At 68.6% G+C, this 25,572-nt stretch carries 27 protein-coding genes; 9 read left to right on the forward strand and 18 right to left on the reverse strand.

What is annotated here, in order from left to right; translation table 11 throughout:
• The first annotated feature begins 79 nt into the window (after positions 1–79).
• The 4 genes from odhB to ACEQZY_RS20320 all read left to right on the forward strand — a co-directional run bounded on the left by odhB (position 80) and on the right by ACEQZY_RS20320 (position 4,019).
• A complete protein-coding gene (gene odhB / locus ACEQZY_RS20305) occupies positions 80–1,291 on the forward strand; it encodes a 2-oxoglutarate dehydrogenase complex dihydrolipoyllysine-residue succinyltransferase (protein ID WP_370156755.1) in 1,212 nt (403 codons plus the stop codon).
• Between the two features lie 18 nt (positions 1,292–1,309).
• Positions 1,310–1,633: a hypothetical protein gene (locus ACEQZY_RS20310; RefSeq protein ID WP_370156757.1), complete on the forward strand. Its 324-nt coding sequence runs from the start codon at positions 1,310–1,312 to the stop codon at positions 1,631–1,633.
• A 28-nt stretch (positions 1,634–1,661) separates the two neighbouring features.
• Positions 1,662–3,065, forward strand: a complete 1,404-nt coding sequence (lpdA, locus tag ACEQZY_RS20315) for a dihydrolipoyl dehydrogenase (RefSeq protein ID WP_341704311.1) — start codon at positions 1,662–1,664, stop codon at positions 3,063–3,065.
• Between the two features lie 63 nt (positions 3,066–3,128).
• Positions 3,129–4,019 (forward strand): DMT family transporter, encoded by an 891-nt coding sequence (locus ACEQZY_RS20320; RefSeq protein ID WP_370156759.1) that lies wholly within the window; start codon positions 3,129–3,131, stop codon positions 4,017–4,019.
• Positions 4,020–4,023: 4 nt separating this feature from the next.
• Here the strand turns inward: ACEQZY_RS20320 and ACEQZY_RS20325 are convergent, their stop codons facing one another.
• Both ACEQZY_RS20325 and ACEQZY_RS20330 read right to left on the reverse strand, forming a co-directional pair.
• Positions 4,024–4,494, reverse strand: coding sequence for an N-acetyltransferase family protein (locus tag ACEQZY_RS20325; protein ID WP_370156761.1), 471 nt, complete (start codon positions 4,492–4,494; stop codon positions 4,024–4,026).
• Positions 4,494–5,855 (reverse strand): alpha/beta fold hydrolase, encoded by a 1,362-nt coding sequence (locus ACEQZY_RS20330; protein WP_370156763.1) that lies wholly within the window; start codon positions 5,853–5,855, stop codon positions 4,494–4,496. Before ACEQZY_RS20330 ends, ACEQZY_RS20325 begins: the two co-directional genes overlap by 1 nt.
• A 125-nt stretch (positions 5,856–5,980) precedes the next feature.
• On the opposite strand from ACEQZY_RS20330, the gene ACEQZY_RS20335 reads away from it, so the two are divergent.
• The 3 genes from ACEQZY_RS20335 (at position 5,981) to ACEQZY_RS20345 (ending at position 8,867) form a co-directional block, all read left to right on the forward strand.
• Positions 5,981–7,195, forward strand: coding sequence for an MFS transporter (locus ACEQZY_RS20335; protein WP_370156765.1), 1,215 nt, complete (start codon positions 5,981–5,983; stop codon positions 7,193–7,195).
• Between the two features lie 107 nt (positions 7,196–7,302).
• Positions 7,303–7,563: a hypothetical protein gene (locus ACEQZY_RS20340; protein WP_341704316.1), complete on the forward strand. Its 261-nt coding sequence runs from the start codon at positions 7,303–7,305 to the stop codon at positions 7,561–7,563.
• Between the two features lie 38 nt (positions 7,564–7,601).
• On the forward strand, positions 7,602–8,867 hold the full coding sequence (locus tag ACEQZY_RS20345) for an amidohydrolase (protein ID WP_370156767.1): 1,266 nt from the start codon (positions 7,602–7,604) through the stop codon (positions 8,865–8,867).
• A 9-nt stretch (positions 8,868–8,876) separates the two neighbouring features.
• Here the strand turns inward: ACEQZY_RS20345 and ACEQZY_RS20350 are convergent, their stop codons facing one another.
• From ACEQZY_RS20350 to fsa, 8 genes are all read right to left on the reverse strand, one after another.
• Complete coding sequence (locus ACEQZY_RS20350) at positions 8,877–9,353, reverse strand: DoxX family protein (protein ID WP_370156769.1); 477 nt, start codon at positions 9,351–9,353, stop codon at positions 8,877–8,879.
• Between the two features lie 37 nt (positions 9,354–9,390).
• A complete protein-coding gene (locus tag ACEQZY_RS20355; protein ID WP_370156771.1) occupies positions 9,391–10,155 on the reverse strand; it encodes a DUF2063 domain-containing protein in 765 nt (254 codons plus the stop codon).
• Positions 10,139–11,098 (reverse strand): DUF692 domain-containing protein, encoded by a 960-nt coding sequence (locus tag ACEQZY_RS20360; protein WP_370156773.1) that lies wholly within the window; start codon positions 11,096–11,098, stop codon positions 10,139–10,141. The genes ACEQZY_RS20355 and ACEQZY_RS20360 overlap by 17 nt, the downstream gene beginning before the upstream one ends.
• Positions 11,099–11,119: 21 nt before the next feature.
• Positions 11,120–11,383 (reverse strand): DUF2282 domain-containing protein, encoded by a 264-nt coding sequence (locus ACEQZY_RS20365; protein ID WP_341704321.1) that lies wholly within the window; start codon positions 11,381–11,383, stop codon positions 11,120–11,122.
• Positions 11,384–11,532: 149 nt separating this feature from the next.
• Complete coding sequence (locus ACEQZY_RS20370; protein ID WP_370156776.1) at positions 11,533–12,303, reverse strand: DUF3750 domain-containing protein; 771 nt, start codon at positions 12,301–12,303, stop codon at positions 11,533–11,535.
• Positions 12,304–12,370: 67 nt separating this feature from the next.
• On the reverse strand, positions 12,371–13,366 hold the full coding sequence (locus ACEQZY_RS20375) for a tyrosine recombinase XerC (protein ID WP_370156778.1): 996 nt from the start codon (positions 13,364–13,366) through the stop codon (positions 12,371–12,373).
• Entirely contained in the window at positions 13,342–14,070 is a 729-nt protein-coding gene (locus ACEQZY_RS20380; protein WP_341704324.1) for a DUF484 family protein, read from the reverse strand. Before ACEQZY_RS20380 ends, ACEQZY_RS20375 begins: the two co-directional genes overlap by 25 nt.
• A 3-nt stretch (positions 14,071–14,073) precedes the next feature.
• On the reverse strand, positions 14,074–14,739 hold the full coding sequence (fsa, locus tag ACEQZY_RS20385) for a fructose-6-phosphate aldolase (protein WP_341704325.1): 666 nt from the start codon (positions 14,737–14,739) through the stop codon (positions 14,074–14,076).
• A 110-nt stretch (positions 14,740–14,849) separates the two neighbouring features.
• On the opposite strand from fsa, the gene ACEQZY_RS20390 reads away from it, so the two are divergent.
• Positions 14,850–17,039, forward strand: a complete 2,190-nt coding sequence (locus tag ACEQZY_RS20390) for a primosomal protein N' (RefSeq protein ID WP_370156781.1) — start codon at positions 14,850–14,852, stop codon at positions 17,037–17,039.
• Positions 17,040–17,114: 75 nt separating this feature from the next.
• Entirely contained in the window at positions 17,115–17,519 is a 405-nt protein-coding gene (locus tag ACEQZY_RS20395) for a hypothetical protein (RefSeq protein WP_341704946.1), read from the forward strand.
• 22 nt (positions 17,520–17,541) lie between these two features.
• Here ACEQZY_RS20395 and ACEQZY_RS20400 read toward each other — a convergent pair whose 3' ends face one another.
• From ACEQZY_RS20400 to ACEQZY_RS20435, 8 genes are all read right to left on the reverse strand, one after another.
• A complete protein-coding gene (locus ACEQZY_RS20400; RefSeq protein WP_370156783.1) occupies positions 17,542–17,790 on the reverse strand; it encodes a hypothetical protein in 249 nt (82 codons plus the stop codon).
• A gap of 141 nt (positions 17,791–17,931) precedes the next feature.
• Positions 17,932–18,336: a VOC family protein gene (locus tag ACEQZY_RS20405; protein ID WP_341704944.1), complete on the reverse strand. Its 405-nt coding sequence runs from the start codon at positions 18,334–18,336 to the stop codon at positions 17,932–17,934.
• 1 nt (position 18,337) lies between these two features.
• Positions 18,338–19,267 (reverse strand): glyoxylate/hydroxypyruvate reductase A, encoded by a 930-nt coding sequence (locus ACEQZY_RS20410; RefSeq protein ID WP_341704943.1) that lies wholly within the window; start codon positions 19,265–19,267, stop codon positions 18,338–18,340.
• 23 nt (positions 19,268–19,290) lie between these two features.
• Positions 19,291–20,940 carry an ABC transporter ATP-binding protein gene (locus tag ACEQZY_RS20415; RefSeq protein ID WP_370156785.1) on the reverse strand — a complete coding sequence of 550 codons (1,650 nt, stop codon included), beginning with the start codon at positions 20,938–20,940 and terminating at the stop codon, positions 19,291–19,293.
• Positions 20,941–20,945: 5 nt separating this feature from the next.
• Positions 20,946–21,974: an ABC transporter permease gene (locus tag ACEQZY_RS20420; protein ID WP_341704941.1), complete on the reverse strand. Its 1,029-nt coding sequence runs from the start codon at positions 21,972–21,974 to the stop codon at positions 20,946–20,948.
• A 2-nt stretch (positions 21,975–21,976) separates the two neighbouring features.
• The gene (locus ACEQZY_RS20425; protein ID WP_341704940.1) at positions 21,977–23,089 is read right to left on the reverse strand and encodes a microcin C ABC transporter permease YejB; all 1,113 of its coding nucleotides are present in this window, start codon (positions 23,087–23,089) and stop codon (positions 21,977–21,979) included.
• Between the two features lie 11 nt (positions 23,090–23,100).
• Positions 23,101–24,948: an extracellular solute-binding protein gene (locus ACEQZY_RS20430; RefSeq protein WP_370156788.1), complete on the reverse strand. Its 1,848-nt coding sequence runs from the start codon at positions 24,946–24,948 to the stop codon at positions 23,101–23,103.
• Complete coding sequence (locus ACEQZY_RS20435; protein WP_341704894.1) at positions 24,945–25,565, reverse strand: GNAT family protein; 621 nt, start codon at positions 25,563–25,565, stop codon at positions 24,945–24,947. Before ACEQZY_RS20435 ends, ACEQZY_RS20430 begins: the two co-directional genes overlap by 4 nt.
• Positions 25,566–25,572 lie beyond the last annotated feature (7 nt).

The raw sequence follows: 25,572 nt of genomic DNA on the forward strand, positions 1-25,572 counted from the left end.
TGAGCCGCCGGGACGTTACCCGGGCGGTGCTGCCGCCGGGGAAGCGAGGGGCAGTCTAAGAGGATAAGGACGTAAGATCATGGCAGTTGAAATTCGTGTGCCGCAGCTGGCGGAATCGATCTCCGAGGCGACCGTCGGCAGCTGGGCCGTGAAGGCCGGCGACACGGTGGCCCGCGACCAGCTGCTGGTCGAGCTGGAGACCGACAAGGTGACCGTCGAGGTCAACGCGCCGGAAGCCGGCACGCTCAGCGAGATTCTCGCCGCCGAAGGCGCCACCGTGCAGGTCGGCGACCTGCTCGGCACTCTGGCTGCCGGCGCCGGTGCCCCGGCCGCCAAGCCCGCCGCGAAGGCTGCGGCGCCTGCCGCCGCCCCGGCGCCCGCGCCGAAGGCCCCGGCTGCGGCGCCTGCCGCCGGCCAGGCCCTGCCGGCCGCCGCCAAGCTTGCGGCCGAGAAGGGCGTCGATGTCTCCGGCATCGCCGGTTCGGGCCGGGATGGCCGCGTCACCAAGGGCGATGTGCTCGATCTGCTCGCCAGCGGCGGCCCCGCCCCGGCGGCAAAGCCGGCCGCGCCGGCCGGCCCGCGCGCCCAGGGCGACCGCGAGGAACGCCAGCGCATGTCCAAGCTGCGCCAGGTGATCGCCCGCCGCCTCAAGGAAGCCCAGAACACCGCCGCCCTGCTGACCACCTTCAACGAGGTGGACATGTCGGCACTGATGGCCGCGCGCAAGCAGTATGTCGACCAGTTCGAGAAGAAGCACGGCGTGCGCCTCGGCTTCATGTCCTTCTTCGTGAAGGCCTGCGTGCAGGCCCTGCGCGAATTCCCGGCGGTGAATGCCGAGATCGAGGGCGATGAGATCGTCTTCAAGAACTATTTCAACATCGGCTGCGCCGTCTCCACGCCGACCGGCCTGGTCGTGCCGGTGATCCGCGATGCCGACCAGCTGTCCTTCGCCGGCATCGAGAAGACCATCTCCGATCTCGGCAAGCGTGCCCGCGACGGCAAGCTCGGCATCGACGAGCTGCAGGGCGGCAGCTTCAGCATCACCAATGGCGGCGTGTTCGGCTCGCTGATGTCGACGCCGATCATCAACCCGCCGCAATCGGCCATCCTCGGCATGCACAAGATCCAGGAACGCCCGATGGCCATCAATGGCCAGGTGGTGATCCGGCCGATGATGTATATCGCGCTGACCTACGATCACCGCATCGTCGACGGCCGCGAGGCGGTCAGCTTCCTGGTGCGCGTGAAGGAATGCATCGAGGATCCGCAGCGCCTGCTGTTCGAGATGTAAGGCCGGAAGGCGGCGGCGATGATCGTCCGGGTCTGGAGTTCGGGATACGTCCCCGCCCGGCTGGACGATCTGGCCGCCTTCTGCACGCAGCGCCTGCAGCCGTTCTTCCGCGATCACGACGGCTGCCTGGCCTGTTTCTTCGTCCATGACGACCATGAATGGCGCACCATCACCTGCTGGCGCGACCAGGCGGCGGTGGATGGCGTGAAGCATTCGGCGGTCTACACCGCCCTGCTCGGCGAGCTGCTCGGCAGCGGCATCCTGCAGGGCAGCCAGTCGGTGCTGAAAATGACCTCGGCCGGCGGCGGTATCTTCGCGCCGCTGTTCCCGGTGGTATTGTGACGGTTACGGTTTTCCGGAGGTAAGGATTATGAGCGAACAGGCTTTCGACGTCATCATCATCGGCGCCGGTCCCGGCGGCTATACCATGGCGATCCGCTGTGCCCAGCTGGGCATGACCGTGGCCTGCATCGAGAAGGATCCGGGCCTCGGCGGCACCTGCACCAATGTCGGCTGCATCCCGTCCAAGGCGCTGCTGCATTCGTCCGAGCTGTATCACGAGGCGGCGCACGGCTTCACCCAGCACGGCATCAAGGTCGGCAAGCTCGACATCGACCTGCCGGCGATGATGGCGCAGAAGCAGAGCGTGGTGACCTCGTCGAACAAGGGCATCGAATTCCTGTTCAAGAAGAACAAGGTCACCTGGCTGAAGGGCACCGGCAAGCTGCTGGGCGGCGGCAAGGTGGAAGTGGCCGGTGAGGGCAAGGGCACCTATTCGGCCAAGCATATCGTGATCGCCACCGGTTCCGAGGTCACCCCGCTGAAGGGCATCGAGATCGACGAGAAGCAGGTGGTCTCCTCGACCGGCGCGCTGAAGCTCGACAAGGTGCCGAAGACCATGGTGGTGATCGGCGGCGGCGTGATCGGCCTAGAACTCGGCTCGGTCTGGATGCGGCTCGGTGCCGAGGTCACGGTGGTGGAATTCCTCGACCGCATCCTGCCGACCAATGACGGCGAGGTCTCCAAGCAGATGCAGCGCATCCTCGCCAAGCAGGGGATGAAGTTCAGGCTGGGCACCAAGGTCACCGCGGCCAAGACCGCCAAGGGTGGCGTGACGCTGACCATGGAGCCGGCTGCCGGTGGCGCGGCCGAGGACGTCAAGGCGGATATCGTGCTGGTATCGATCGGCCGCCGGCCCTATACCGCCGGCCTCGGTCTCGAAGCGGCGGGCGTGCAGCTCGACGAGCGCGGCCGCGTCAAGACCGACGGCCATTTCCAGACCACGGCCAAGGGCGTCTATGCCATCGGCGATGCCATCCAGGGCGCCATGCTGGCGCACAAGGCCGAGGAAGAGGGCGTGGTGCTGGCCGAGATGCTGGCCGGCCAGAAGCCCCATATCAACTACGACGCCATTCCGGGCGTGGTCTACACCTGGCCGGAAGTGGCCAGCGTCGGCAAGACCGAAGAGGAGCTGAAGGCGGCGGGCATCGCCTACAAGGCGGGCAAGTTCCCCTTCACCGCCAATGCCCGCGCCCGCGCCATGACCATGACCGACGGCTTCGTGAAGATCCTCGAAGATGAAAAGACCAGGAAGGTGGTCGGTGCCCATATCATCGGCGCCGATGCCGGCCACCTGATCCAGGAGCTGGTGATGGCGATCGAGTTCGGCGCCTCGGCCGAGGACATCTACCGCACGGTCCATGCCCATCCGGCGCTGACCGAGGCGGTGAAGGAAGCGGCGCTCGGCGTCGATGGCCATACCATCAACATCTGATCGCGGCTGCGGCTGCGGCAGAAGGGCGGCCTTGCGGCCGCCCTTTTCTTTCGCGGCGCGGCGATGATCCCGCGCCCCGAGGCGAAAGCGGTCGCAGCGCTCTGGGTGCTGGGCGCCGCCATGGCCTTCGCCCTGCTCTATGCCTCCGGCAAGCTGACCGGCGGCCTGGTGCCGGCGATCCAGATCGTCTTCATCCGTTACCTGAGCGGCTTCGTCACCGTCGGCGGCCTCGCCATGGCCCGGCGCCAGCCGCTGCGGCAGCTGCTGGCCGGCGGGCGGCGGCATCTGCATCTGCTGCGGGCGCTCTGCGGCGTCGGCGGCGGCGCCTGCTCGATCTGGGGTGCGACCCATATGCCGCTGGCCGATGCCGCGGCGCTGGCGCTGCTGCAGGGGGTGTTCACCATGGGGCTGGCGGTGCTGCTGCTGCGCGAGCGGATCGTGCTGGCCCAGGGACTGGCTGCGCTGCTCTGTGTGCTCGGCGCGCTGGTGATCGTGCGCGGCAATGCGGATGCGGCAACGGCCGCCGTCGACGCGGCCCTGCCGGTCAGCGGCTGGGCGCCGCTCGCCATGCTGGTCGGTGCTTTCCTCACCGCCTGCGAGGTGATCCTGATCAAGGTGCTCTCAAGGCGTGAAAGCATGCTGTCGATGCTGCTGCATGTGAACGGCCTGGCCGCGCTGCTGCTGGGGGCCGCGATGCTGGTGCTGTGGCAGCCGGTCGAACCGCTGACACTGGCCGCGCTGTGCCTGATCGGGCCGATGGCGATTTTCGGCCAGATGTGCAACGTGCGCGCCTACCGGCTGGCGGATGCGGCCTGGCTGGCGCCCTTCACCTACAGTTCGGTGGCGTTTTCCGCCCTGATCGGCTGGGTCATGTTCGGCACCGTGCCCGGGCTGGCGGCCTGGACCGGCACGGCGCTGATCGTCGGCGGCGGGCTGCTGCTGATCCGGCGCTAGGAGGCTAGCGTGCCGGCGGCGGCCGCAGCATGAAGAAGCGGTCGTCATTCTGCCAGTAGGTTGCGAAGCCGTGCCGGCGATACAGGTTCTGGGCCGGATTGTTCTGCAGCACCGCCAGGCTGACCGGCCGGTCCATGTCATTCCATTCCGCGCAGAGCCGGCCGAGCAGGTGGCTGCCCAGTCCGCGGCCGCGAAAGCCCGCGGCAAGGAAGAACTGCTGCAGCAGGATGGTGCTCTCGTGGCCGGTGATGGTCAGGAAGCCGGCAGCCTCGCCCGCGCACAGCACGATGGCACTGTGCACGGGATCGTAGATGCGGGCGAAGCGGCGCTGCTGGTCGGCATCCTCCCAGCAGCGCCAGGCCGAGAGATGGGGGCGCAGACCGTCGGCATAGACGGACCAGGCGAACCCGAAATCCGCCGGCACCGCCGGCCGCAGCAAGACGGCTGCATCGAGCTGCAGCTGCCCACCGGCCATCAGTAATGCAGCTCCGCGATGCTGACATGGCCCTCGGCGGCCGGCCAGGTCTGCACGGCGATCTGCTCGGCATTGAACTGCGTGGTCACCGCCCGTGCCGGCCCGGGCGGCAGGCGCAGGGTGGCGGTCGACACGGTCGGCACGCCGGCCGGGATGCCCGGTGCCCTCTGGCCGTCCATCAGCACGGTATCGCGGTCGCCGTCGAAATAGCCGCGCGGCCGGTCGAGGATCACCACGCTGCCGGCCTTGCGGTCTTCATCCGACAGCTTGCCGGCGCGCAGGTGGATGATTGCCGAGGAGCGCGGGAAGGGCGAGCGGTAGATATGGGTGACCGGGGCGCCGGGCGTGGTGACCACGAACTCATAGGCCGCCTTTGTGCTGCCGGTGAAGGGGCCCCAGTAGCCGTCGGTGCCGGTCTCCCGGCGATGCACCATACGGCGCCGGGCGCCGGAACTGGGATCGGTCTCCCAGACCTCGACCACCGCCCCGGCCACCGGCAGGTTGGTCGGCACGCCGCCGGGCATGTCGTTGACCTTGCCGTTCAGCACCAGCGAGGCTTCGGTGACGATGCCGGCCTGGGCCGGCATGGCGCCGGTGATGAACTGCCAGATCGCGGCGAAGGCCTCTGGGGCGAAAGCCACCTCGCGGTGGTCCAGCCCGGGCAGGATCACATTGCGGGCGCCCTTCAGCGCCGGGCCGTCATAGCCGACCCCGGTCGGCGTGCCGGGCATGCCGAGATAGCGGCCATCCGGCTGGGCATATTTGTCGGCGCTGTCGCTCAGCGTGGTCATCCAGGCGGGGCCGGGCGTGATCTCGGCCGGTTCGTTCATGCTTTTGAGGAAGGCCGAGGCACCGTTGAACTCGCTGCCGACCAGGAACTTGTCGGAGGCGATCACGCCGTGATTGGGCGTGCCGCAGAGCACGGCATGGCTGACCTTGCCGGCGCCGCCGCCGAGGCGGATATAGCTGCGGATCGCGTTGCCGCCGCGTGACGAGCCGACCAGCGCCACTTTCGCCGCGCCGGTGCGGCGCATCACCTCGTCGACGATCTCCGCCAGCTGTTCGCGCTGTTCGGTGGTCGACGAGCGCAGGCGCTGCGGGGCGGCATCGGCGCTGCGCGCCAGCGGATAGGGGAAGTCGACGGCGAACAGGTGGTTGCGGTGGAAGCCGTTGGTTTCCCAGCGCCAGAAGGTGGTGTGCCAGAGGGCGGCGGTATCGCCGTTGCCATGCACGAACACCACCGGCGGCACCTGGCTCAGGTCCTGCGGGGTGGCGCAGCCGGCCAGCGGGCCGACGGCCAGCGCGCCGAGACCGGCCGAGGCGGAACCGAGCAGGAAGGAACGGCGATTGGGTCGCAGCATGGAAGGATCCTTGTTTTTCTGTCCGGCGCGGCTGGGCCGTCCGGCTGGCGGTTTCGGCGAGAAGGGTGGATACTGCCGGCAAAGGATAACACTTCCCCGCCCGCCGCCCACCCCCGAATCACTGCATGTCCTCCCGCCAACTGATCCTGCTGCTGTCGGCCCTCGAGGTGCTGGCGATCCTGCCGATTGCCAGCTTTCCGGCGCTGCTGCCCGATTTCATCGCCGCCTGGGACCTGACCAACACCGAGGCCGGCTGGATCGCCGGCGTTTATTATCTCGGCTACATGCTGCTGGTCACGCCGGCGGTGACGCTCACCGACCGCTATGATGCGCGGCTGGTTTTCGTGATCGGCTGCACCGTCACCGGCCTCAGCACGCTGGCCTTCGCGGCCTTCGCGGACGGCTTCTGGTCCGGTTTCCTGCTGCGCGCCATCGGCGGTGCCGGGCAGGCGGCCGTCTACATGCCCGGCCTGCGTGCGCTGACCGACCGGCTGAAAGGCGGCGAGCAGAGCCGTGCGGTCACCTTCTATACCGCCAGCTATTCCATCGCCATCTCGCTCAGCTTCACCGTCACCGGCCTGCTGGCGGAAAGCTGGGGCTGGCGGTTCAGCTTCGCGGCGATCGGTGCCGCCTGCCTGGTGTCCGCGATCGGCGCCTGGCTGCTGCTGGCACCGCAGCCGCCGCAGCATGCGGCCGGCCGGCCGCTCTTCGCGCTGCGGCCGGTGCTGCGCAACCGCGACGCCATGGGCTACATCATCGGCTATGCGGCGCATGGCTTCGAACTGACCGCGATGCGCGCCTGGCTGACCGCGTTTCTCGTCTTCGTGCTGGCGCGGGACGCGGCTGCGGCCGCCGCTCTGCCCAGCCCGACCGTGCTGGCCGCCATCATCACCCTGATCGGCCTGCCGGCCAGCCTGCTCGGCAACGAACTGGCGCTGAAGATCGGCCGCCGCCGGGCGCTGATGCTGATCATGGGGATTTCCGGCCTGATGGGCCTGGCGATGGGCTTCACCGCGGCCCTGCCGCTGTGGCTGGTGCTGGCCTATTGCGCGATCTACTACGTGTTCATCGGTGGCGATTCCGGCGCGCTGACCGCCGGCATGCTGGCGGCGGCCGAGCCGGAGCATCGCGGTTCGACCATGGCGCTGCATTCCGCTTTCGGCTTCGGCATCTCGGTGCTGGGGCCGCTCTGCGTCGGCCTCGCCCTCGATGGCGTCGAGCATGCCGCCAGCGGACAGGGGGTCGTCACCTGGGGGCTCGGCCTCGCCGTGATGGGACTGGGTGCATTGCTCGGTCCGGTGGCGCTGCTGTGGGCCGGCCGCGGCGCCCGGCGGGGCTGAGCGGCGGACCTTTGCCGGCCATCGGCCGCATTGGTCCGCGCTGGCGGGATTGACCGCCGGCAGGCGATATACTCAAATCACCGGACCGCAACGGAGAGCCACGCCGCATGTGCCGCTGGTGCGATACCGATGACAGCCAGAGTGCCCTGTCGCCCGAACAGCGGGCGGCACAGCGGCATGTGCTGCGGCTGCTGACCCTGGTCGAGCATCCGGATGCCCTGCCGGCGCAGGATGCCCTGCGCATCGGGCAGGAGATTCTGGCTCTGCTCGACGAGATCGACGATGCCTGCGACGAATTCCTGCTGGCTCGGCCGGGCCTGCCGCGGCTGCGCGGCGGCCGGCTGGCGGCGCTGCCCGTGCTGAACTGAGACAGACACACGCCATCTTCCGACGAAAGGACCGCCCCATGAACGTGCAGAGCAACAAGATGTCCGGCAAGGCGGCGGTGTTCGGCCAGATCGAGGCGCTGCTGCCCGAACTGGAGGCGATCTATCTCGACCTGCACCGCAATCCGGAGCTGTCGATGCAGGAGGTGCGCACGGCGGGCATCGCCGCCGACTGGCTGGAGAAATACGGCTACGAGGTGCACCGCAATATCGGCAAGACCGGCGTGGTCGGCCTGCTGAAGAACGGCGAGGGCCCCTGCATCCTGCTGCGCGCCGATATGGACGGCCTGCCGGTGAAGGAGAAGACCGGACTGGATTATGCCAGCCAGGCCACCGGCACCGACCGTTTCGGCCAGGCGGTGTCGATCATGCATGCCTGTGCCCATGACATGCATGTCACCTGGCTGATGGCGGCGGCGCGGCTGCTGGCGGAATCGCGCAAGCAGTGGCGCGGTACGGTGATGGCAGTGTTCCAGCCGGCGGAAGAGATCGGCGCCGGTGCCGCCGCCATGCTCGGTGACGGCATGGTGAAGAAATTCCCGAAACCCGATGTCTGCCTGGGCCAGCACCTGATCCCGCTGCCGGCCGGCCAGATCGGCTACCGCCCCGGCGTTGCCATGTCGGCCGCCGACAGCTGGGAAGTGAAGATGGTCGGCCGCGGCGCCCATGGCTCGATGCCGCAGAACAGCGTCGACCCGGTGGTGATGGCATCCGCCACGGTGATGCGCCTGCAGACCGTGGTCTCGCGCGAGGTGGCGATGGCCGACAATGCGGTGGTCACCGTCGGCACGCTGCAGTCGGGATTCAACGAGAACGTGATCCCCGACGAGGCCCTGCTGCGGCTGAACATCCGCACCTTCAAGGATACCGTGCGCAGCCGCGTGCTGGCGTCGGTCAAGCGCATCATCGAGGCCGAGGCGACCGCGTCAGGCGCGCCGAAGATGCCGGAGATCCGCGAGATCAGCAAATTCCCGCTGACCGTCAACGACGAGGCGGCGATGGCGAAGACCATGGCGGCGATGGGCAGCTATTTCGGCGAGGCGCGCCTGACCGAGATGGAGCCGCTGTCGGGCAGCGAGGATTTCGGCCTGTTCGGTACGGCCTGGAACGTGCCGTCGGTCTTCTGGTGGGTCGGCGGTACCGATCCGGAGAAATTCGCCGCCGGGATGGCCGGCGGCGAGCCGATCCCGGTCAACCATTCGCCCTTCTTCGCGCCGGTGCTGCACCCGACCCTGAAGACCGGTGTGGAAACGATCCTGGCTGCTGCCTATGCCTGGCTCGACTGAGCAGCCGGCTCAGCGCCGGCCGGCGATCAGGGCATCCAGCGAAATGGCACCGGCGCCGCGGGTGAGGATCAGGGCCAGCGCGCCGGCCCAGAACAGGTGCTCGGGCCAGTTGCCGGGATAGACGAAAACCTGGATCACCGCGGTCATGCCCAGCAATGCGGCCGCGGCGAAACGGCTGCCCAGGCCCAGCACCAGCAGCACCGGCATGGTCAGCTCGGCGGCGGTGGCGAGCCAGGCGGCCAGTTCCGGCGGCAGCAGCGGCACCTGGTATTCGAGTTCGAACAGCATCACCGTGCTGCTGCCCAGTTCCGGCGGCAGCAGCGGCCAGCTGCCGGATTCGGTGGTCACCACCTTGGTCAGGCCGGATTTCCAGAACACCATGGCGACGCCGATCCGCAGCATCAGCTGAATTACGGCCATCGGAAACAATTCCAGCGTGCCGGTCAGTCCGGCCCACGCCGTTGCAATGCTGCCCTGCCTGCTCATGGAAATCCTCCCGGTCGGTATTTTCGGATCGATATTGTCAGGGGGCGTCCGGCTGCACGAAGATGCCGCCATCCAGCATCCAGGTGAAGCTGTCGGCGAAATCGAAGCCGGTTTCGGCCTCGGTCGCGCGCATCGCGGCATCGCCGAGCGGATCGCCGGCCACCAGATGGGCGAGGAACTGGTCCTCGCCGGTGGTCAGCTGCCGCCAGCAGACCTCGGTATCCTGCCGCCAGATCAGCAGCCGTTCGCCGCCATCGGCCAGCACGATATGGTCGACCGGTTCGGCATCCGGCTGGTGCACCTGCCAGATCTTGGTGATCGGAAACGGCGTCGACAGCCGCTGGGCGGCGGGATGCAGCCGGAATGCGGCCTGGCCGACGGTGTCCGGGTCGGCGAGGTCTTCTGGGCGCAGCAGCACGGCATCCTCGGCATGCCAGGCGACATTCAGCGCCCATTCGAAAGCCGCGACATCGGGCAGGTAATTATGGCCGCCGAGATCGGGCAGGGCGGCCAGGAAGGTCGGGAAGCCGCCGCCATACTGCGCCAGCACCGGGCTGCGCGGCGGCTCGAAGATCAGGAAGGCGCGCGCCGTCTGGGCGAAAAAGGCCTCGCCGACCAGCGCGCGGGTCACCGGGAAGGTGGCGGCCAGCGTTTCCAGCAGGCTGACGCGGAAATGGTTGGCATAGACCTGCACGCGTCCCTCGGCCGGGATCGCATCGCCGATCACCCGCTCGGCGATGGTGTACAGCGAGCCGGTCAGTGCTGCGGCGAATTCGCGCTGGCGGTCAAGCAGCGCGTTCATTGGTCTTATCCGGGGTCTTGTCCGGGCTGCCGTCCGGGCCCGGCGGCGCATCATGCCCGGCCAGTGCGGCGGCGCGGCGGCGGTCGGCCTGGGCGGCCTCGGCCACCAGATGATCGAGCGGCGGGACGTTGCTGTCCCATTCCAGCAGGGTGACGGCAGCGGGAAAGCGGCGCACCGCCACCGCATAGAGCTGCCAGACCGGCTCGGCGACCAGGCCGCCATGGTCGTCGATCAGGATCAGCCGGCCATCGGCGTCGTTCTCGGCATGGCCGGCAAGATGGATCTCGCGCACCAGCCCGGCCGGCAGGCTGTCGAGATAGGCGGCGGCCACGGCCGGCGCCGCCTCCAGCCCGACATGGTTGACGCTGGAGACATAGACATTGTTGACATCGCAGAGGATGCCGCAGCCGGTGTGCGCGGCCAGCCGGGCGAGGAAATCGGCCTCGGCGATCTGGCTTTCGCGGAACCGCAGATAGGTGGCGGGGTTCTCGATCAGGATCGGCCGCTGCAGGCGGTCCTGCACGATCTCGACGTTGCGGCAGACCTGCGCGAGGCTGTCGGCGGTGTAGGGCAGCGGCAGCAGGTCGTTGTAGTAACGGCCGTCGACCCCGGTCCAGGCCAGATGCTCGGAAACCAGGGCCGGCTGCAGCCAGCCGGTCAGCCGGGCCAGCCTGTCGAGATGCGCCGGGTCGGGCGGCTCGCTGCCGCCCAGCCCGAGGCCGACACCATGCACCGAGACCGGCCACAGGGCGGCGGCCTGTTCGAGGCAGCGCCGCGCCGCGCCGCCGCCCATGTAGTTCTCGGCATGGATTTCCAGCCAGCCGACCGGCGGCCGGGTTTCCAGCAGGCTGCGGTGATGCGGCGCACGCAGACCGATCCCCGCACGATCCGGTGCGGGCTGTCCCGCCGGCTCGCGGGCGCGGATCGGAATCTGGTCGGTCATGCCTGCGCCGCCATCCGCCGTTCAGCCCTTCTTCGGCTCGAGGCTGCCGCCGACCAGCTTCACGCAGGTGCCGGCCGGCACGGCGATCCAGGCATCGGCCTGGGCATCCTTCTTCGAGGTGCCGGCGCAGGACGAGGTCGCAGTCTGGCAGTCATTCTTGCCGGCCTTGACCACGCCGTAGCATTTCTCGGTCTTGGCCTGGGCCTTGGCGCTGTCGGGCAGGCTGCCGAGCGCTAGGGCGGCGGCGACGGCGGAGGCGGCGAGATAAGCGGTGTTGCGGTTCATACAGAAAGCTCCTGATGGCTGTGACGTCATGGTAGGCCCGGTGCCGCAAGACAGCAGCAGGGCCTGCTGCATGGCTAGCATGTCCATCCGGGCTGCAGTGTAACACTCAGGTGTATGAAAGCGAGGCAGAGATAACGCGACCGTGAAGCTCAACCGGCGGTTTCACGTACGGCGGCCGGTCTGCCGATCCGCCCCAGACCGGGCAATTTCAGGGCCGGCTGCAGGATATCGAGGCCAATGGTCAGGCCCAGCAGGTTCAGTTCCAGGCCCTCGCGGGCCGCGGCGGTCACGCCGGCGAGACCGAACAGCGAGACCTGCCAGCCGGTGCCGCTGGGGGCCGGGGCCAGCAGGCGGTCGCGGCCGATCCAGTCCTTGCCGATGGCGGTTGGCGGCAGCTGCAGGCCCAGCTCCGGCAGTTCGCGGGCGATGTGCGCCGTGAAGCTGTTGGAATTGGGCCCTGGCCAGATCGTGTAACCGCCGCGCTCGGGATAGGTTTCGGCCAGCGCGGCGATCTGCGGGATCAGCGCGGCGGCCTGCGGCCCGCGCAGGTCGCGCAGCAGTTCGGGCGGATTGCCGGCCCAGTGGCCATCCGGGGTGCGTCGGCTGATGCGCAGGACCGGGCTGCTCCAGCGCACCACCTCGTAGCGCGTGTAGTGATCGGCGCCGGCCGCCTTCGTGACAATCCAGGTATGGACCGCAAATGCGCCGCGCCAGCCCCACAGCCGGGCGGCATAGACCTGCACCACCGCCGCGGGCTCGGCATCCGGCGCAGGGGCGAGGCCGGTGCTGTCCCAGCGGGTTGCCGACCAGTGCTTCTGTTCCTGGGTGGCAACCGAGACGCCGCTGGCCAGCAGCGGCAGCAGCACCAGCGCCGCCAGCAAGAGTGCCGAAAACCGGAAAACCCGTTGCCTGCCTGTCATGGTCTCACCCCGGAAAGCCGCAAGGCTCGCGGATAATTGAGGCAAAGGTTGGGCGCGGCGCCGCGCGTCAGGCCCGTGCCCGCGGATGGGCGCTGTCGTAAACCCTGAGCAGGGCCTCGGCATCCACCTCGGTATAGCGCTGGGTGGTGGCCAGCGAGGCATGGCCGAGCAGTTCCTGGATGGTGCGCAGGTCGCCGCCGGTGGCCAGCAGATGGGTGGCGAAGCTGTGCCGCAGCGCATGGGGTGTCGCCGTCTCGGGCAGGCCGAGCGCCCGGCGGGCGCTGCGCATCGCCTTCTGCACGATGGCGGGATCGAGCCGCTTGCCGCGGGCGCCGTAGAACAGCGGCGTGCCGGCGGCAATCGGCCAGGGGCAGAGCTTCACATAGGTGGCAATCGCCTCGCGGACCACGGGCAGGACCGGTACGATGCGCTGCTTTCTGCCCTTGCCGGTGACGGTGAGGCTGTCGCCTTTCGGTATCTGGTCGCCATCCAGGCCGAGCGCCTCGCCCAGGCGCAGGCCGGCGCCCCACAGCAGCGTGAGGATGGCGGCATCGCGCGCCTGCAGCCATGGTGCGGCATCGGCCTCGTCCACCGTCTCGATCATCTGCCGGGCGGCGGGGATGCTCAGCGGCTTGGGCACGGAATGCGGCCGCTTCGGCGTACGGATCAGGCCGGCGGCAGCATTGTCGACCAGCCCGTCGCGCTGCAGGCGGCGGAAAAAGCTGCGCACGGCGCTGAGATTGCGCGCCAGCGAGGTGGCGGCGAGGCCGTCATTGCGGCGGTTGCTGAGATACGCACGGAAATCGCTCTGTCGCAGGCCGCGCAGGTCGTCCAGCGTGGCGGCGTCGCCCAGGTGGCTGTTCAGGAAGGCGAGGAAACCAGCCAGATCCTGCCCGTAGGCGCGCAGCGTATGCGCGGCGAAGCGCTTCTCCTTGGCCAGCCAGAGATACCAGGCCTCGGCCGCCGCCTTCACATCGCCAGCGGCGAGGAAAAAGGGCAGGCGATCCTGCCCCTCGTCCTTTTTCAGGGCAGTGTTCCTCAGGGCTGCGGCAGGTCGAGCCATGCGCGCACCGAACGGCCGAGCACGCCGGCCAGGAACTGCAGCAGCTCGGTGCCCTGGCTGGGCTGGAACTTGTCGGCCTCGCGCGAGCCCAGCGCCAGCATCGCCTGCGGCGCGGTGGGGCCGAAATCGAGCCGGGCCAGCGCATCCGACCGCACCAGGCCGGAGGCGGGGCCATACAGCCATTCGGCGGCCTCGACATGGTCGCGGGCCAGCGCCGGCATGGCGCCGAGCAGGCTGTCGATGGCGCCGGCCGGCAGGATGACGACACCGCCGGTGGCGATCTCCTTCATGCGCTCGGGATCGCCCTCGACGCAGAGGCTGATCACGTCGACTTCCAGCAGGTCGGTCCAGTCCTGGGTCGCCATGTGGATCATGTGCTCGAAGCTGCCGGCTTCCAGCAGCATGAGAACGGCGGCATGCACCCGCTGGGTGGCCGAGAGATTCTGCCGGCTGGCATCCAGCAGCTCGTTGCCGACATTGGAGGCGCGCGCCAGTTCGCCCTGCAGGCGCTGCACCATGAAGCGCTGCAGGTCGACCACGTTGTCGCCGCTGCGTGGCTGCGCCGGCGGCAGCAGGGCCTCGCAGAGTTCCGGGTGGCGCACCAGAAGGTCGGGATGCTGCATCAGCCACGCCACCACATCCGCCTCGTCCAGCGCGGGGACGGTGGCGGGATCGGGACGGGCGGGTGCATTGCGGTCTGCCATGGCTCAGGTGCCCCCGAGGATCGACTGGCCGGTCTTCTTCCAGTCGGCCAGGAAGGCATCCAGCCCCTTGTCGGTCAGCGGATGCTTCACCAGCGCCTTCAGCACGGCGGGCGGCACGGTGCAGACATCGGCGCCGAGCTTGCCGGCTTCCACCACATGCATCGGGTGGCGGATGCTGGCAACCAGCACCTCGGTCTGGAAATCCGAGTAATTGTTGTAGATCTGCACGATGTCGGCGATCAGGCCCATGCCGTCCTGGCCGATATCGTCCAGCCGGCCGACGAAGGGCGAGACGAAGGCGGCGCCGGCCTTGGCGGCGAGGATCGCCTGGGCGGGCGAGAAGCACAGCGTGACATTGACCATGATGCCGTCGTCGCTGAGCGCCTTGCAGGTCTTCAGCCCGTCCATGGTCAGCGGGACCTTCACGGCGACATTGGTGGCGATGCCGGCCAGCTTGCGGCCTTCGGCGAGCATGCCGGCATGATCGGTGGCGGTGACCTCGGCGGAGACCGGGCCCTTCACGATGCGGCAGATCTCCTTCACCGTGGTGACGAAATCCTTGCCGGTTTTGGCGACCAGCGAGGGATTGGTGGTCACGCCATCCAGCAGGCCGGTCTCGGCCAGCTCGGTGATCTCGGCAATGTCGGCGGTATCGACGAAAAATTTCATAGGGTTAAGCTCCGTGGGCGCAGACAGGCCTGCCCGAATCGGTCGCGATGCTATATGCACTTGGTTAACATTATCCGATCCCCCGAGCCCCTGCCACCAAGACGGACCCCTTGACTGCCGCCTCCGACGATACCGGCCTGATCCGCGTGCTGCTGCCGCTGCCGCTGGCCGAACCGTTCAGCTACCGGCCCGGCGGCGCCGCACCGGCACCCGGCGACATCGTCGAGGTGCCGTTCGGCAGCCGCGTGCTGCTGGGTGCCGTCTGGGACGGCGCGGCCGATCCGCTGCCGCCGGGCAAGACGGCGAAATCGGTGCTGCGCCGCTGCGACGCGCCGCCGCTGCCGGCGGCGCTGCGGCGGCTGGTCGACTGGGTGGCGGCCTATACGCTCAATCCCACCGGCGCCGTGCTGAAGATGTGCCTGCCCGAGCCGCGCGCCCTGGTTGAGCCGCCGCCGCAGCGCCAGGTGCTGTCGCCCGGGGCCGCCGTCGAGATGCGCGCCAGCCCGCAGCGCGACCGCGTGCTGCAGGTGGCGCGCGAGCAGCCGGGCCTGAGCGCTGCCGAACTGGCCGCGGCCGCGGCGGTCTCGCCCGCCGTGGTGCGCAAGCTGGTCGAACTCGGCGCCCTGCATGCCGACAGCGTGCCGGCCTTCCGCGCGCCGCCGCCGCCCGACTGGCAGCAGCCGGGCCGGGCGCTGAATGCGACGCAGGCCGAGGCGGCAGCCGGGCTGCGCGCCGCCGTCGCCGCCCGCGATTTCTCGGTCACCCTGCTGGAGGGTGTCACCGGCGCCGGCAAGACCGAGGTCTATTACGAGGCGGTGGCCGAGGCGCTGAAGCTGGGCCGGCAGGTGCTGGTGCTGCTACCCGAGATCGCGCTGACCCAGCAGTCGCTCGACCGTTTCGAACAGCGCTTCGGTGCCCCGGCCTGGGCCTGGCATTCCGAGATGGCCGAGGGCCGCCGCGCCGCGACGCTGCGCGCCATCAGCCGCGGCGAGGCGCGGGTGGTGATCGGCGCCCGCTCGGCCCTGTTCCTGCCCTATGCCGATCTTGGCCTCGTCATCGTCGACGAGGAGCACGACGCCTCCTACAAGCAGGAGGAGGGCGTGATCTACAATGCCCGCGACATGGCGGTGGTGCGCGGCAAGCTGGAGGGTATCGCCGTGGTGCTGGCCTCGGCGACGCCGTCGCTGGAAAGCCTGCACAACGTGGCCCGCCGGCGCTATGCCCATGCGGTGCTGCCGCAGCGCCATGGCGAGGCGCGGCTGCCGGACGTGGCCGTGATCGACATGCGGAAGGAAAAACTGCCGGCGCAGCGTTTCCTGTCGGCGGCGCTGGTGGCCGAGCTGGAACGCAACCTGGCGGCCGGCGAGCAGGCGATGCTGTTCCTGAACCGCCGCGGATATGCGCCGCTGACCCTGTGCGGTGCCTGCGGCCATCGCCTCGAATGCCCGAACTGCTCGGCCTGGCTGGTCGAGCATCGCCGCCATGGCCGCCTGCAATGCCATCATTGCGGCCACCAGCAGCGCCTGCCCGAGGCCTGCCCGGCCTGCGGCGCCGAAGACCATTTCAAGGCCTGCGGCCCCGGCGTCGAGCGGCTGGCCGAAGAAGCCGCCGCCCTGTTCCCCGAGGCCCGGCTGGCCGTGATGGCGTCGGATACGGCGAATACGCCGCAGCAGATCGCCGCGATGCTGGAGCGCATGGAGACCGGTGGGATCGACATCCTGGTCGGCACCCAGATCGTGGCCAAGGGCCATCACTTTCCGCTGCTGACCCTGGTCGGCGTGATCGACGCCGATCTGGGTCTGGCCGGCGGCGATCCGCGCGCCGCCGAGCGCACCCACCAGCTGCTGACCCAGGTGGCCGGCCGCGCCGGCCGTGCCGAACATCCCGGCCGCGTGCTGCTGCAGAGCTTCCTGCCCGAACATCCGGTGATCGCCGCGCTCAGCCGCCATGATGGCGCCGGCTTCATCGCCGCCGAGATGGCCGAGCGCCAGCGCGCGCAGATGCCGCCCTTCGGCCGGCTGGCGGCGATCATCGTCAGCGGCGCCGACCAGGCGGCGGTGCAGGCCGCCGCCCGGCTGCTGGCGCGCACCGCGCCGCCGGGCGATGGCCGGACCCTGCAGGTGCTGGGGCCGGCGCCGGCGCCGCTGCATTACCTGCGCGGCCGCTTCCGCGAACGCCTGCTGCTGAAGGCGGCGCGGGATGTCGATGTTCCCGCCGTGCTGCGCGAATGGATTTCCAGAACAAAACTACCGTCAGGTGTAAAACGCGCCATCGACATCGATCCCTATAGCTTTCTTTAGGCAGACTGGCTTTAACGGCGTACAAACGATGCCGGGAAGCCCGGCAGGGATGCCGGATCTGGGTCGGAGGGGAAGATGACGACGCGTTTTGCCGCCAGAATCGCGGCGGTTGCTGTACTGGCCATGCTGCTGCCGCTGGCAGCCTGCGAAGAGAAGAAGACCGCGCCCGACCAGCGCCATACCGGCCTCAGCAGCTTCCAGAACTTCATCCGCAATACCGGCAGCCTGAAAAGCCTGAACACCTATCTGAAAAAGCGGCCGGAAATCCTCTCCGAGGAAAGCCTCGGCGTGATCTATGACGGCGCCCGCACCGAGGGCGAGGTGATGCGCTTCAAGGACAAGCAGCTGGCCAAGGAAATGCTGCCGGCCCTGCAGGCAGTGCGCCGCCGGCTCGGCGAGACCGAGAACTGCGCCCTGCGCGGCTATTTCATCGCCTGCGGCGAGGACAAGTTCGTCGACGTCTTCCGCAAGTGGGAGTGACGCCGCGGTTCTGACCGCGTGGCTACATCCACCAGCCGCGGGTAATGGCGATGATCGCCACCAGGCTCAGCGGCGCCAGCGCCAGCGCCGTCCAGAAGATCACCGCCGGCGTCCACAGGATCGCCAGCAAAGCCAGCACCATCAGCACGTTCAGGGCCAGCAGCGAGGCGGCGGCTGCCGGCGTCTCGCGCTCGAAGCGGGCGAAGCGCCGTGGCCCTGCCGGTGGGATGGCCGGGGGCGGGGCGATGTCGTCGGCGGTGAAATCGGTCATGGCAGGCTGTCCGGCGCGGTCGGGGGCGTTCAGGGTCTGCCTGGACAGATAGCGGGCCGGCCCCGCCCGGTCAGCCGGCGGATTGCCGCAGGGCAGATTGCCGCAGGGTGGCACTGGCGGATGGCGCTGGCGGAGCGGCGCCTAGATTTCGGCGAAAATCTCCAGCAGGTTGCCGTCCGGATCGCGGAAAAACAGGGTGCGGTGCCCGAAGGGCTGGTCGGTGGGCGGCGCGACCAGCGGAATGCCCTGCCGCGTCAGGGCCTCGGCACAGCGGTCGACATCCGGAATTCCGACCCGGAAAGCCAGCTGCAGCGCCGCACTGCCGGCCGGCACCGGCCGGTCGTCGCGGGTCAGGCCGGGAACCGCCAGTGCCAGGGTGTTGCCCCCCACCCGGTATTCGAGCCAGCGCGGCGACAGTTCGCGCAGCAATGCGAAGCCGAGAACATCCTCGTAGAAGCGTCGCATCGCCGCCAGGTCGCGCACGAAGATCACCGTGTAGTCGATGGCGCGGATGGCGCGGAAGGGCGATGCCGCGTCCGACGGCATCTCAGTAGCCCCGGCTGTAATCCACCAGCCGCAGGATCGGCTGGCCGGCCTGCAGCCGGCGGATATTGTCGACGATCTGCGGCGCCACCTGGGCCGGGATGCTGTCGGCGGCATTATGCGGCGTCACCGTCACCTTCGGATGGGTCCAGAAGGGATGGCCCTCGCGCAGCGGTTCCTCGTTGAACACATCCAGCGTGGCACCCGACAGCCAGTCGCTGTCCAGCGCATGCAGCAGGTCGTCATCCACCACATGGCCGCCGCGGGCCGCATTGATCACATAGGCACCGCGCGGCAGCAGCGACAGGGTGCGCCGGCAGATGATGCCGCGGGTGGCCGGTGTCAGCGGCAGCAGGCAGACCAGCACGTTGCAGATGCGCAGGAAACCGTCGAGATGTTCGTCGCCATGGAAGCTGGTGACGCCGTCGACGGCTTTCAGGCCGCGGCTCCAGCCGGCGACCTGGAAGCCGAAATCGACCAGCTTCTTCGCCGCGTGGCAGCCCAGCGTGCCCATGCCCATGATGCCGACCACCCGTTCGGACGCCGCCACCGGCGGCAGCCACTGCCATCTGCCGCTGCGCTGGTTCTGCTGCATGGCGGCGACCTGGCGGTGGAAATGCAGCACATGCAGCAGCACGTATTCGGTCATGCCGATGGTCAGGTTGCCATCGACCACCCGGGCCAGCGGCACGTGGCGCGGGATATTGGGATCGGCGAGGATGCCATCGACGCCGGCGCCGAAACTCTGCATCAGCTTCAGGTTCGGCAGCGAGGGCAGCAGGCCGGCCGGCGGTTTCCAGACCAGGGCCACGTCGATATCGGCCGGATCGCCCATGTCGGGCCACAGCCGGATGTCGAGATCGGGCGCCAGTGCGCGGATCGCCGCGCCCCAGTCGGCAACCGGGTGGGTGGGGGAATAGATCAGCAGGGCCATGGCGGAACCGGAATCGGATGAACTCAGCTGCGCACGGCGGCAGCATGGGCCACCGACAGGTCGAAGGCCGCCGCGATCAGGGCCCGGGTATAATCGGTCTGCGGCGCGGTGAACAGCCGTTCGGCCGGTGCTTCCTCGACCACGCGGCCATCCTTCATCACCATCACCCGGTCGGCCAGCGCCCGCACCACGCGCAGGTCGTGGCTGATGAACAGATAGGCGAGGCCGTGTTTCTTCTGCAGGTCGCGCAGCAGGTCGACGATCTGTGCCTGCACGCTCATGTCCAGCGCCGAAGTCGGCTCGTCCAGCACCACGAAGCGTGGCTGCAGCACCATGGCGCGCGCGATGGCGATGCGCTGGCGCTGGCCGCCGGAGAATTCGTGGGGATAGCGGTCCATGCTGGCTGGATCGATCCCCACTTCCTGCAGTGTCGCCGCCACCAGGGCGCGGCGGCCGGCCTCGTCGCCGCCGATGCCGTGCAGCTTCAGGCCCTCGGCGACGATCTGGAAGACCGACATGCGCGGGCTGAGCGAATCATACGGGTCCTGGAACACGATCTGCATCTGCCGCCGCAGCGGCCGCATCTCGCCCCAGCTGCGGCCCTGCAGGTCGGCACCGTCGAAGCGGATATGGCCTTCGCTCTGCTGCAGGCGCAGCAGAGCGTAACCCAGTGTCGACTTGCCGGAGCCGCTCTCGCCGACCACGCCCAGCGTCTCCCCGGCGCGGATGCTGAGCGAAATGCCGTCGACCGCCTTCACATGGCCGATGGTGCGGCGGAACAGGCCGCGGGTGATCGGGAACCACACCTTCACGTCGCCGGCCTGCATCACCACCGGAGCATCGGCTGCGGCGGCGGCCGGCCGCCCTTTCGGTTCGGCCGCCAGCAGCTTGCGGGTATAGGCATGCTGCGGGGCGGTGAAGACGGTTTCGGTCGCGCCGGCCTCGACGATGCCGCCTTCCGTCATCACGCAGACCCGGTCGGCCACCTTGCGCACGATGTTGAGGTCGTGGGTGATCAGCAGCAGCGCCATCCCCAGCTGCTGCTGCAGGTCGCGCAGCAGCTTCAGGATCTGTGCCTGGATGGTCACGTCCAGCGCCGTGGTCGGTTCGTCGGCGATCAGGATGTCGGGCTCGTTGGCCAGGGCCATGGCGATCATCACGCGCTGGCGCTGGCCGCCCGACAGCTGGTGCGGATAGGCGTCCAGCCGCTTTTCGGCATCCTGCAGGCCGACGAGGTGCAGCAGTTCCAAAGTGCGGGCCCGTGCCGCGGCGCCGTCGAGCTTCTTATGCAGCAGCAGCACCTCGTTGACCTGCCGCTCGATGGTATGCAGCGGGTTCAGCGAGGTCATCGGCTCCTGGAACACCATGGCGATGCGGTTGCCGCGCAGGCGCGACAGCACCGCATCGGGCGCGCCGACCATCTCCTCGCCGCGGAAGCGGATCGAGCCCGAAGGATGGCTGGCCGCCGGATAGGGCAGCAGCTGCAGCACCGACAGCGCCGTGACCGACTTGCCCGAGCCGCTTTCGCCGACCAGCGCCAGGGTCTCGCCGCGGGCGAGGTCGAAGCTGACATGCTTCACGGCATCGACGGCACCGGGGCCGGCGCCGAAGCGCACGCAAAGGTCGCTGACCTGCAGGATGGCTTCGCCGCGAATGATCGTGCTGGGCGTCATGGCGGTTACCGGAAGGTCTTGCGCGGATCGAAGGCGTCGCGCACCGCCTCGCCGACGAAGATCAGCAGGCTCAGCATGATCGCCAGCACGGCAAAGGCGGTGATGCCGAGCCACGGCGCCTGGATGTTGGTCTTGCCCTGGCTGAGCAGTTCGCCCAGCGATGGCGAGCCGGGCGGCAGGCCGAAGCCGAGGAAGTCGAGCGAGGTCAGCGTGGTGATCGAGCCGGTCAGGATGAACGGCATCAGGGTCAGGCTGGCCACCATGGCGTTGGGCAGCAGGTGGCGGGCCATGATCGCCGCATCGGAGACGCCGAGCGCGCGGGCGGCGCGCACATAGCCGAAATTGCGGGCCCGCAGGAATTCCGCGCGCACCACGCCGACCAGCGACATCCACGAGAACAGCAGCATGATGCCGAGCAGCCACCAGAAATTCGGCTGCACGATCGAGGCGAGGATGATCAGCAGGTAGAGCACCGGTAGGCCGGACCAGATCTCGATGAACCGCTGGAACAGCAGGTCGGTCAGGCCGCCGAAATAGCCCTGCACGGCGCCGGCCGCCACCCCGATCACCGAGCTGACCGCGGTGAGGATCAGGCCGAACAGCACCGAGATGCGGAAGCCGTAGATCAGCCGCGCCAGCACGTCGCGGCCCTGGTCGTCGGTGCCCAGCCAGTTCTCGGCCGAGGGCGGCGCCGGTGCCGGGCGGCCGAGATCGTAGTTGATGGTGCGGTAGCTGTAGCGGATCGGCGGCCACAGCATCCAGCCGTCCTTTTCGGCGATCAGCTCCTGCACGAAGGGGTCGCGGTATTTCGCCTCGGTTTCGAAATCGCCGCCGAAGGTGGTCTCGGGATAGGCCCTGAAGACCGGGAAATAATACTGCCCGTCATAGCGCAGCAGCAGGGGCGCGTCGTTGGCGACCAGTTCGGCGAACAGGCTGACCACGAACAGCAGGGCGAAGATCCACAGCGACCAGTAGCCGCGGCGGTTGCGGCGGAAATTCTGCCAGCGGCGGGTATTCAGCGGGCTCATCTGCATCGTCAGGCCTTCCGGCTCTCGAAATCGATGCGCGGATCGACCGCCACATAGGTCAGGTCGGAAATCAGCCCGACGATCAGGCCGAGCAGGGTGAAGATGAACAGGGCGCCGAACATGATCGGATAGTCGCGTTTCAGCGCCGCCTCGAAACCGAGCAGCCCGAGGCCGTCCAGCGAGAAGATCACCTCGATCAGCAGCGACGAGGTGAACAGGATGCTGATGAAGGCGCCGGGAAAGCCGGCGATCACGATCAGCATGGCGTTGCGGAAGACATGGCCGTACAGCACCCGGCGCTCGCTGAGGCCCTTGGCCCGGGCGGTCAGCACATACAGCTTGTTGATCTCGTCGAGGAAGGAATTCTTGGTCAGCATGGTCAGGCCGGCGAAACCGCCGATCACCATGGCGGTCACCGGCAGCACCATGTGCCACAGATAGTCGGCGATCTTTTCCGGCCAGGGCAGGGCGCCCCAGTTGTCGGACACCAGGCCGCGCAGCGGAAACCACTGCACGAAGCTGCCGCCGGCGAACAGAACCACCAGCAGCACGGCGAACAGGAAGGCCGGGATGGCATAGCCGACCGCCAGCACGGCCGAGGTCCAGACATCGAAGCGGCTGCCGTCGCGCACCGCCTTGGCGATGCCCAGCGGAATCGAGATCGCATAGACCAGCAAGGTGGTCCACAGGCCGAGCGAGATCGACACCGGCAGTTTCTCGACGATCAGCTCCACCACCGGCCGGCCCTTGAAATAGCTGTCGCCGAAATCGAAGCGCACGTAATTGCCCAGCATCAGCAGGAAGCGTTCATGGGCCGGGCGGTCGAAGCCGAACTGTTTCTCCAGCTTGCGGATGAAATCCGGATCGAGGCCCTGGGCACCGCGGTATTTGCTGGTCACGCTGCCGGCTGCGGCCGCGGCGGCCCCGGCTGCCGGGCCGGCCTCGCCGCCGGTATTGCCGGAGACCCGCGCGGTCACATCGGCGGCGGTGCCGGTCACCTGGGCGATCACCTGTTCGACCGGCCCGCCCGGGGCGAACTGGATGACGGCGAAATTGATCACCATGATGCCGAGCAGGGTGGGGATGATCAGCAGCAGGCGGCGGGCGATATAGGCAAGCATGGCTCAGTCTCTCATCTTTGCCGCGGCAGATTCAACGCCTTGTCCTGCGCCGGATCGAGCCACCAGGTCTCCAGCAGGCCGACGGCATAGTCGGGCTTGGTGGCGGGGCGCCGGAAGCGGTCCCACCAGGCCAGCTTCACCGTGCCGCTGTACCAGTTCGGCACCACATACCAGCCCCACATCAGCACGCGGTCGAGTGCCCGGGTCGCCGCCCGCAGCTCCTCGCGGCTTTTCGCCGTCACGATATGCTCGACCAGGTCGTCGACCGCCGGGTCGCGGATGCCGGAAAGATTGTAGCTGCCCACGGTGGCGGCGCTGGCCGAGGACCAGAAGTTGCGCTGCTCGACCCCGGGGGTCAGCGGCTGGGCGAAGCGGCGGCCGACCACGTCGAAATCGAAACTGCGCATGCGGTTCTCGAAGGCGGTGATGTCGACGATGCGGATGGTGGGGCGGATGCCGATCAGTTCGAGATTGCGCATGAAGGGCAGCACGATGCGCTGGAAACCGGGCTCGTAGAGCAGGAATTCCAGCTCGAAGGGCCGGCCTTCCGCATCTGCCAGCCGGCCATCCTTCACCTGCCAGCCGGCTTCGCGCAGCAGCGCCTGGGCCCGCATCAGGTTGGCGCGGTTGCGGCCGGAGCCATCGGCCACCGGCGGCCGGTATTCGGTGGTGAACACCTCCGGCGGAATCCGGCCGCGCCAGGGTTCCAGCAGAGCCAGCTCGGCCGGCGAGGGCAGGCCCTCGGCGGCGAGGTCGGAATTCTCGAACATCGAGCGGGTGCGCTTGTACAGCCCGTAGAACAGCGTCTTGTTCATCCACTCGAAATCATAGGCAAGGTTGATCGCCTGCCGCACCCGCGGATCGGCCAGCTGCGGCCTGCGGCTGTTGAGGAACCAGGCCTGCACGCCCGACGGCGTGCCGTCCTTCAGCACCTCGCGTTTGATCTTTCCCGCATCGAAGGCCGGCTTGCCCCTGTAGCCGGTGGCCCAGACGCGGGCGGTGATCTCCTCGCGGTAATCGTATTCGCCGGCGAAGAAAGCCTCCACCGCGATATCGCGGTCGCGGTAGTAATCCTCGCGGATCCAGTCGAAATTATACTGACCGCGATGGGCCGGCAGGTCGCGGCCCCACCAGTCCGGCTTGCGTTCAAAGACGATGCTGCGGCCGGCATCGACCCGGGCGATGCGGTAGGGTCCGGAACTGGGCGGCGGCGCGATCACCGGGCTGGCGAAATCGCGGCCGGCAAACCAGGCTTTCTGCATGATCGGCAGGCCGGCGACGATCAGCGACAGGTCGCGCCGGCTTTCGGTTTCGGCAAAGCGGAAGACGACGCGCTGCGCACCCTCGGCCTCGGCCGAGACGACGTCGCGCAGGATCAGCTGGTAGAGCGGATGGCCGTCCTTCTTTACGGCATCCAGCGTGAAGACGACATCCGCGGCCGTGATCGGGCTGCCGTCGTCCCAGCGCGCGCGGGGATCGATGTTGAAGGCGACCCAGCCATGGTCGTCGGGCAGTTCGGCGCTGGCGGCGATCGAGCCGTAGACGGCATCCGGCTCGTCCAGCGCCCGGCTCATCAGGCTTTCATAGGCCAGCGACAGATCCTGCGCCATCACGCCTTTCAGGATCAGCGGATTGAGGTTGTCGAAACTGTCGAGCTGCCAGGCGCGCAGCTCGCCGCCCTTCGGTGCGGCGGGATTGACATAGTCGAAATGCCGGAAGTCCGGCGGGTATTTCAGGTCGCCGAAGGCCGACAGGCCATGGCGCCGCGCGGGGGCATCGGCCGCGCCGGCCGGTGCCGCCGGCAGGCCGGCCAGCAGCAGGGCGGCCAGCAGCAGCGCTATGCCCCGCCGCCGCCTCACGCCGGCCGGTCCGCCATCTTGCCGGCAGGCGGGTTGTCGATGCGGAAGCGCAGATGCGCCTTCACCGCCGGCCATTCGCCCGGCAGGATGCTGTAGACGCAGGTATCGCGCAGGGTGCCGTTGCCGGCCACCTGGTGGTTGCGCAGGATGCCGTCCAGCCTGGCCCCCAGCCGTTCGATCGCCTGGCGGCTCTGGCGGTTGAAGAAATGGGTGCGGAATTCGACGGCGATGCAGCCGAGCCGCTCGAAGGCATGCTCCAGCAGCAGCAGCTTGGCCCGGCTGTTGAGCGACGAGCGCTGCACGGATTTGCGGTACCAGGTCGAACCGATCTCGACGCGGCGGTTGGCGGCATCGATATTCATGTATGTGGTCATGCCGACTGCCCGGCCGCTGGCGGCATCGATCACCGCAAACGGCAGCATGCTGCCCTGCTGCTGCAGGCCCAGCCGCCGCGTGATCTCGGCGGCCATCTTCTCCGGCGCCGGGATCGCCGTGTACCACAGTTTCCACAAGTCGCCGTCCTGCACGGCGGCGACCAGGTCGGCGGCATGGGCGGGCGTCAGCGGCACCAGGGCAACATGGTCGTCCTGCAGGGTGACGGGATCTGGCCAGGGCATCGGAACT

It is taken from the genome of Ferrovibrio sp. (genome assembly GCF_964218355.1).
Taxonomy (GTDB): domain Bacteria; phylum Pseudomonadota; class Alphaproteobacteria; order Ferrovibrionales; family Ferrovibrionaceae; genus Ferrovibrio.